The sequence below is a fragment of the Salmonella sp. SAL04162 genome, assembly GCF_046551535.1.
Taxonomy (GTDB): domain Bacteria; phylum Pseudomonadota; class Gammaproteobacteria; order Enterobacterales; family Enterobacteriaceae; genus Salmonella; species Salmonella enterica.
The window spans coordinates 219,546-226,560 of sequence record NZ_JBGDVX010000009.1; the positions used below are offsets into that span (position 1 = coordinate 219,546).

Sequence of the window (7,015 nt, forward strand, 5' to 3'; positions counted from 1 at the left end):
CATATCTGCCGGGTGGCGCCGGGCAATCCCAACAAAATGTCGTTTAGCCTTTAATCGCCTTGACCAGATAATCAACGATATCGCCGGTTTTAATCAGCGATTTTTCACCGCTGCGACGGTATTTATACTCAATATCGTCGTTATCCAGGTTGCGATCGCCAATCACGATAGTATGTGGAATACCAATCAGCTCCATATCGGCAAACATCACGCCCGGGCGCTCTTTACGGTCGTCCATCAGCACTTCAATGCCCTGCGCGCGCAATTCGCTGTACAGCTTTTCCGCCAGCTCCTGCACACGGAAGGATTTGTGCATATTCATCGGCAGAATAGCGACCTGGAAAGGCGCAATGGCGTCAGGCCATACAATGCCGCGCTCGTCAAAGTTCTGCTCGATAGCCGCGGCAACGACACGTGTTACGCCGATACCATAGCAGCCCATTGTCAGGATCTGGTTACGGCCATCTTCACCCTGAACGGAGGCTTTCAGCGCTTCTGAGTACTTGGTACCTAACTGGAAGATGTGACCCACTTCGATACCGCGTTTGATAAGCAACGTTCCCTGACCATCCGGACTCGGATCGCCGGCGACTACGTTACGGATGTCGGCAACAACAGGCGTCGCCACATCGCGATCCCAGTTAATACCAAAGTAGTGTTTACCGTCGATGTTGGCGCCAGCGGCAAAATCGCTCATGGCGGCAACGGTACGATCGATGATGACCGGAATCGGCATATTGACCGGGCCGAGGGAGCCAGGGCCGGCATTAATTACGGCGCGAATCTCTTCTTCGGTAGCGAAGGTCAGCGGGCTGGCAACGTGCGGCAGTTTTTCCGCTTTAACTTCATTCAGTTCATGATCGCCGCGAACCAGCAGAGCCACCAGCGGAGACTTGCTGTCTTTCGCCGCTTTCACCAGCAGCGTTTTTACCGTTTTTTCAATTGGCAGGTTGAACTGTTCCACCAGCTCCACGATGGTTTTGGCATTTGGCGTATCGACCAGAGTCATTTCCTGCGTCGCCGCTGCGCGCGGCGTTTGCGGCGCGATAGCTTCTGCCAGTTCAATGTTAGCCGCGTAATCAGAAACATCAGAGAAAACGATATCGTCTTCGCCGCTTTGCGCCAGCACCTGGAATTCATGCGAGGCGTTGCCGCCGATAGAACCGGTATCGGCCTGTACCGCGCGGAAATCCAGCCCCATACGGCTGAAGATACGGCTATACGCGGCGTACATGGCGTCATAGGTTTCCTGCAACGACTCCTGAGAGGTGTGGAAAGAGTAAGCATCTTTCATCAGGAATTCGCGCGAACGCATCACGCCAAAGCGCGGACGCACTTCATCACGGAATTTGGTCTGGATTTGGAAGAAGTTCAGCGGCAACTGCTTATAAGAGCTGAGTTCATTACGCACCAGATCGGTGATAACTTCTTCGTGGGTCGGGCCGAGTACGAACGGACGCTCGCCACGGTCGACAAAACGCAGCAGTTCCGGACCGTACTGTTCCCAACGACCACTCTCTTGCCACAGGTCGGCTGGCTGAACGACTGGCATCGACACCTCGATAGCACCGGCGTTGTTCATCTCTTCACGCACGATGTTTTCGACTTTTTTCAGGACGCGCAGGCCGGTCGGCAGCCAGGTATATAACCCGGAGGCGAGCTTGCGGATCATCCCGGCGCGCAGCATCAGCTGGTGGCTGATAACCTCGGCGTCGGCAGGTGTCTCCTTCAGAGTGGAGAGCAGGTATTGGCTAGTACGCATGTTGTTACGGTTCCAGTTGAACGATCGAACAGGCTCAATGTGAGCCTGATACAAAAAAAGTGATTTAGTTTACCAGCGTGCAAGAGATGTCAAAAGAGAAGGGAGTGAAATTACCGTGGTTCCAGCGCAAACACTTCAAATCCAGTGCTAACCACACGCCAGCGCACGTTAAAATCATGCAGCCAGACGGCATAGGTTTTGCCCGTCTCTTCACCCTTACGATAAGCCGGGCGAGGATCTTGCGCCAGCACATCGCAAATAAATGTCCGTAGCTGCGGATAACGCCTTTCCAGCGTCGTAAGCTGTTGAGCCACCTCAGCGGTAAAACTCACGGGCATTTCAGCTATCGGCGCCTGTTGCGCATAGCTGGCGGCGGCGTCCGGTAAGGCCTCGGCAAACGGTAAATACGGTTTGATATCCACCACCGGCGTGCCATCCACCAGATCCAGACTGCCTAATTTCAGAATTACGCTCTCTTTCCGGCACTCGATACCTTTTAGCGCAACGAGCGACATGCCAATCGGATTGGGGCGGAACGTGGAGCGCGTGGCAAAAACGCCCATTCTGGCGTTACCGCCAAGACGGGGCGGACGAACTGTTGGCCGCCAGCCGCCGTCCATCGTCTGATGAAAAACGAAAAGCACCCACAAATGGCTGAACGCCTCCAGGCCGCGAACGGCATCGGCCTGGTTGTAAGGCGCTATCAGATGCAGTTCGCCGCAGGCGCTTTTGACCAGACCGGGCTGGCGCGGAACGGCGAATTTTTCTTTATAGGGGGAGCGAATAACGCCGATTTGTTCAAACTGAAAGCTGCTCATTTCGCCGAAATATTCAGGGCGGACCCGATACAAACCGCCTGACGATAGCAGCCTGGCGTGCCGCTGGTAATTTCACAGCTGTGCAGCAGGACGGCGTTGGCTTTCATTTTAGATGCATTAATCTGCATACGCTTGCGCGCAGTTGGAATGTTAGGCGGAGAGTCTTGATTTGTCGCCTGGCAGGATTCGCCGCTAACCTCGCCAAGATCGCGGAAAGGTTTGCCGACTAAGTCTTCAGCATTGGTGTAAATCCTGACGGGAGCGGCACGCGGCGCTTTAGGTTTCTCCGGCTCCGCTTTTGGCGGGGTTGCGGTGCTTTGAACGGGTTCAACAGGGGATCTGCTTAGCATGGAACAACCGCCCAGCATGAGTGCCAATAAACAGATCGGTAAAGCACGCATAATATTTCCTCAATGAATGTTCTAATTGCCAGATATTGAATCAGGAGCTTGCATAAATGACAAGACGGGCAATAGCCCGTCCTGAATAATATTACAGATTGTGGAATCAGCCTAAAACTTACCAGCCTTTCACCGCACCGCCATTAAAAACTTTATTTGCGGCTTCGTACACTTCATCAGACTGGTAAGCCTGAACGAATTTTTTCACATTCTCGGCGTCTTTGTTATCTTCACGCGTCACGATCAGGTTAACGTACGGAGAATCTTTATCTTCAACGAAGATACCGTCTTTCGCTGGCGTCAGGCCAATCTGGCTGGCGTAAGTCGTATTGATGACCGCTAACGCGATCTGCGCGTCATCCAGCGAACGCGGCAACTGCGGCGCTTCCAGCTCAACAATTTTCAGATTTTTCGGGTTTTCCACGATATCCAGCGAGGTAGGAAGCAGACCGACGCCGTCTTTCAGTTTAATCAGCCCTACTTTTTGCAGCAGCAACAGGGAACGACCAAGGTTGGTCGGGTCGTTAGGCACAGCGACCTGGGAACCGTCCTTGAGCTCATCCAGAGATTTGATTTTTTTGGAATATCCTGCAATGGGATAGACAAAAGTCTTACCAACGGAAACCAGTTTGTAGCCGCGATCTTTGATTTGCTGATCCAGATACGGTTTGTGCTGGAAGGCATTGGCATCGATATCGCCTTTGCTCAGCGCTTCATTAGGCAGAACATAATCATTAAAGGTCACCAATTCCACGTCCAGGCCGTATTTTTCTTTCGCGACTTTCTGCGCGACTTCGGCAACTTGCTGCTCTGCGCCAACGATTACGCCGACTTTAATATGGTTCGGATCTTTTTCATCCTGACCGCAACCCGCAAGTGCCAGAGAACCAATCAGAGCACCCACTGCCGCAAAGGTTTTGAATTTGAACGCCATGCTTATTTCCTTAATGAGTATTTGTGTTGTGTTTAACGTTACTTATGCGTGACAGCCCTGACGATGCGATCGCCGGATAACTGAATTAAATAAACCAGAACGACAAGTAATACCAGCACCGTATTCATCACGGTAGCATTGTATCCAATATAACCGTACTGATAGCCGATTTGACCGAGGCCGCCTGCGCCGACGGCGCCGCCCATTGCGGAGTAACCGACCAGGGTGATCAGTGTAATGGTTGCCGCATTCACCAGACCAGGCAGCGCTTCCGGTAAAAGGATTTTACGTACAATTTGCAGCGGCGTGGCGCCCATCGCTCGCGAGGCCTCAATCAGCCCGGCAGGGATCTCTAACAACGCATTTTCCACCATACGGGCGATAAAAGGCGCGGCGCCGACGGTCAGCGGTACAATCGCGGCCTGCAAACCAATGGAGGTGCCGACAATTATTCGGGTAAAAGGAATCATCCACACCAGCAGGATGATAAAGGGAATCGAGCGGAAAATATTGACCACCGCAGAGAGGGAGCGATACAGCCTGGCGTTCTCCATAATCTGCCCCGGGCGCGTAACATACAGCAATACGCCAACCGGCAGGCCAATCACGAAACCGAAGAAACCGGAGACAAAGGTCATCGCCAACGTTTCCCAAACGCCACGAACCAGTAACCACATCATTGCCTCAGACATAACCCAGTACCTCTACTTTCACATGGTGATCCTGCAGCCAGGCAATTGCGGCTTGCGTCTCTTCTTGTGTGCCGTGCATTTCCGTTAGCATAATGCCGAACTTCACACCGCCCGCGTAATCCATCTGCGCGCTGATAATATTATTGTTCACGTTGAAACGACGCGCGGTTTCAGAAAGCAGCGGGGCATCCACAGACTGCCCGGTGAACTCCATGCGCAGCATCGGCACGCTGTCAGTTTCCGGCGACGCTTTCAAACGCGCCTGGTAATCTTCCGGAATGTCCAGGTGCAGAGTGGACTGAATAAACTTCTGCGCCAGCGGCGTTTTAGGGTGCGAGAAGACTTCGCTGACCGTATCCTGCTCAATAAGCTCGCCATTACTGATGACGGCAACACAGTCGCAGATACGTTTCACGACATCCATTTCATGAGTGATAAGCAGAATCGTCAACCCCAGACGACGGTTGATATCTTTCAGCAATTCCAGAATCGAACGGGTCGTCGCGGGATCAAGCGCGCTGGTGGCTTCATCGCACAGCAACACTTTTGGATTACTGGCTAACGCGCGGGCAATCGCGACACGCTGTTTCTGACCGCCGGAAAGATTTGCCGGATAGCTGTCGTGCTTGTCGCCAAGACCGACTAAATCCAGCAGCTCTGTGACACGGCGTTTGATCTCTTCCTTTGGTGTATTATCCAGTTCCAGCGGCAACGCGACGTTGCCAAACACGGTACGGGAAGAGAGCAGGTTAAAATGTTGGAAAATCATGCCGATTTGACGGCGAGCTTTGGTCAACTCAGACTCTGAAAGCGTTGTCAGCTCCTGACCGCCGACCTGAACGCTGCCTTCGGTTGGGCGTTCAAGTAAGTTAACGCAGCGGATAAGCGTACTTTTACCGGCGCCGGAGGCGCCAATGACGCCATAAATCTGCCCGGCAGGGACGTGCAGGCTGACATTATTTAGCGCCTGAATGGTGCGCGTCCCCTGCTGGAACACTTTGGTAATATTCGAAAGTTTAATCATTGGTTATTTATTATCGTAATTAAGTTAGCCGTGGCATTTTCGTCTGTCTAATACGGTCAACGCCGTCAACAGAATGGATGTTAAGGCATCCAGACGTCTAAATCAATCAGGCTTTATACGATGAGCACTTTCTTGCCTGCTGAAACATGCGATACTAGCGCCACTTGCTTTACTCAGGAGCTATAAAAGGTGGCAAAGTCTGTACCCGCAATTTTTCTCGACCGTGACGGCACCATTAATGTGGATCACGGCTACGTACATGAAATCGATGCATTTGAGTTTATAGACGGTGTTATTGACGCGATGCGCGAGCTAAAAAAAATGGGCTATGCGTTGGTGGTGGTGACGAACCAGTCCGGAATCGCGCGCGGCAAATTCACTGAGGCGCAGTTTGAAACCTTAACCGAATGGATGGACTGGTCGTTGGCGGATCGCGATGTCGATTTGGACGGCATCTATTATTGTCCTCACCATCCGCAGGGCAGTATAGAAGAGTTCCGCCAGGTATGTGATTGCCGCAAGCCGCATCCAGGAATGCTTATCTCGGCGCGTGATTTCCTGCATATCGATATGGCGGCTTCTTATATGGTGGGAGACAAGCTGGAAGATATGCAGGCGGCAGCGGCGGCAAATGTCGGGACAAAAGTGCTGGTGCGTACGGGCAAACCGGTCACGGCAGAAGCAGAAAACGCGGCGGACTTGGTGTTAAACAGCCTTGCCGACCTGCCATCGGCGATAAAAAAGCAGCAAAAATAAGCGTTATGGATAAAAGATGAGCGGTTAAAACAAAAATGCATTTTTCCGCTTGTCTTCCTGAACCGACTCCCTATAATGCGCCTCCATCGACACGGCGGATGTGAATCACTTCACACAAACAGCCGGTCGGTTGAAGAGAAAAATCCTGAAATTCAGGGTTGACTCTGAAAGAGGAAAGCGTAATATACGCCACCTCGCGACGGTGAGCGAAAGCCGCGTCGCACTGCTCTTTAACAATTTATCAGACAATCTGTGTGGGCACTCGAAGATACGGATTCTTAACGTCCTCGGACGAAAAATGAATACCAAGTCTCAAGAGTGAACACGTAATTCATTACGAAGTTTAATTCTTTGAGCATCAAACTTTTAAATTGAAGAGTTTGATCATGGCTCAGATTGAACGCTGGCGGCAGGCCTAACACATGCAAGTCGAACGGTAACAGGAAGCAGCTTGCTGCTTTGCTGACGAGTGGCGGACGGGTGAGTAATGTCTGGGAAACTGCCTGATGGAGGGGGATAACTACTGGAAACGGTGGCTAATACCGCATAACGTCGCAAGACCAAAGAGGGGGACCTTCGGGCCTCTTGCCATCAGATGTGCCCAGATGGGATTAGCTTGTTGGTGAGG

At 52.1% G+C, this 7,015-nt stretch carries 7 protein-coding genes and 1 rRNA gene; 2 read left to right on the forward strand and 6 right to left on the reverse strand.

The genetic code is table 11. The annotated features are described in order from the left end of the window. Positions 1 to 43: 43 nt before the first annotated feature. The 6 genes from proS to metN form a co-directional block, all read right to left on the reverse strand. Positions 44 to 1,762: a proline--tRNA ligase gene (proS, locus tag ACLJRH_RS18430; protein ID WP_023137346.1), complete on the reverse strand. Its 1,719-nt coding sequence runs from the start codon at positions 1,760 to 1,762 to the stop codon at positions 44 to 46. 110 nt (positions 1,763 to 1,872) lie between these two features. Next, positions 1,873 to 2,580 (reverse strand): tRNA (N6-threonylcarbamoyladenosine(37)-N6)-methyltransferase TrmO, encoded by a 708-nt coding sequence (gene tsaA / locus ACLJRH_RS18435; RefSeq protein ID WP_000093989.1) that lies wholly within the window; start codon positions 2,578 to 2,580, stop codon positions 1,873 to 1,875. After that, the gene (gene rcsF / locus ACLJRH_RS18440; RefSeq protein ID WP_001202315.1) at positions 2,577 to 2,981 is read right to left on the reverse strand and encodes an Rcs stress response system protein RcsF; all 405 of its coding nucleotides are present in this window, start codon (positions 2,979 to 2,981) and stop codon (positions 2,577 to 2,579) included. The genes tsaA and rcsF overlap by 4 nt, the downstream gene beginning before the upstream one ends. 118 nt (positions 2,982 to 3,099) lie before the next feature. Then, on the reverse strand, positions 3,100 to 3,915 hold the full coding sequence (gene metQ / locus ACLJRH_RS18445; protein ID WP_000874215.1) for a methionine ABC transporter substrate-binding lipoprotein MetQ: 816 nt from the start codon (positions 3,913 to 3,915) through the stop codon (positions 3,100 to 3,102). Positions 3,916 to 3,953: 38 nt separating this feature from the next. Beyond that, on the reverse strand, positions 3,954 to 4,607 hold the full coding sequence (locus ACLJRH_RS18450) for a methionine ABC transporter permease MetI (RefSeq protein WP_001287486.1): 654 nt from the start codon (positions 4,605 to 4,607) through the stop codon (positions 3,954 to 3,956). Next, positions 4,600 to 5,631, reverse strand: coding sequence for a methionine ABC transporter ATP-binding protein MetN (gene metN, locus ACLJRH_RS18455; RefSeq protein ID WP_000594021.1), 1,032 nt, complete (start codon positions 5,629 to 5,631; stop codon positions 4,600 to 4,602). The genes ACLJRH_RS18450 and metN overlap by 8 nt, the downstream gene beginning before the upstream one ends. Positions 5,632 to 5,820: 189 nt before the next feature. Here metN and gmhB point away from each other — a divergent pair, with 189 nt between their 5' ends. Together gmhB and ACLJRH_RS18465 are read left to right on the forward strand one after the other, a co-directional pair. Further along, complete coding sequence (gene gmhB / locus ACLJRH_RS18460) at positions 5,821 to 6,387, forward strand: D-glycero-beta-D-manno-heptose 1,7-bisphosphate 7-phosphatase (protein ID WP_023137345.1); 567 nt, start codon at positions 5,821 to 5,823, stop codon at positions 6,385 to 6,387. A gap of 368 nt (positions 6,388 to 6,755) precedes the next feature. Further along, positions 6,756 to 7,015: ribosomal RNA gene (locus ACLJRH_RS18465) — 16S ribosomal RNA — on the forward strand; the annotation flags it as partial.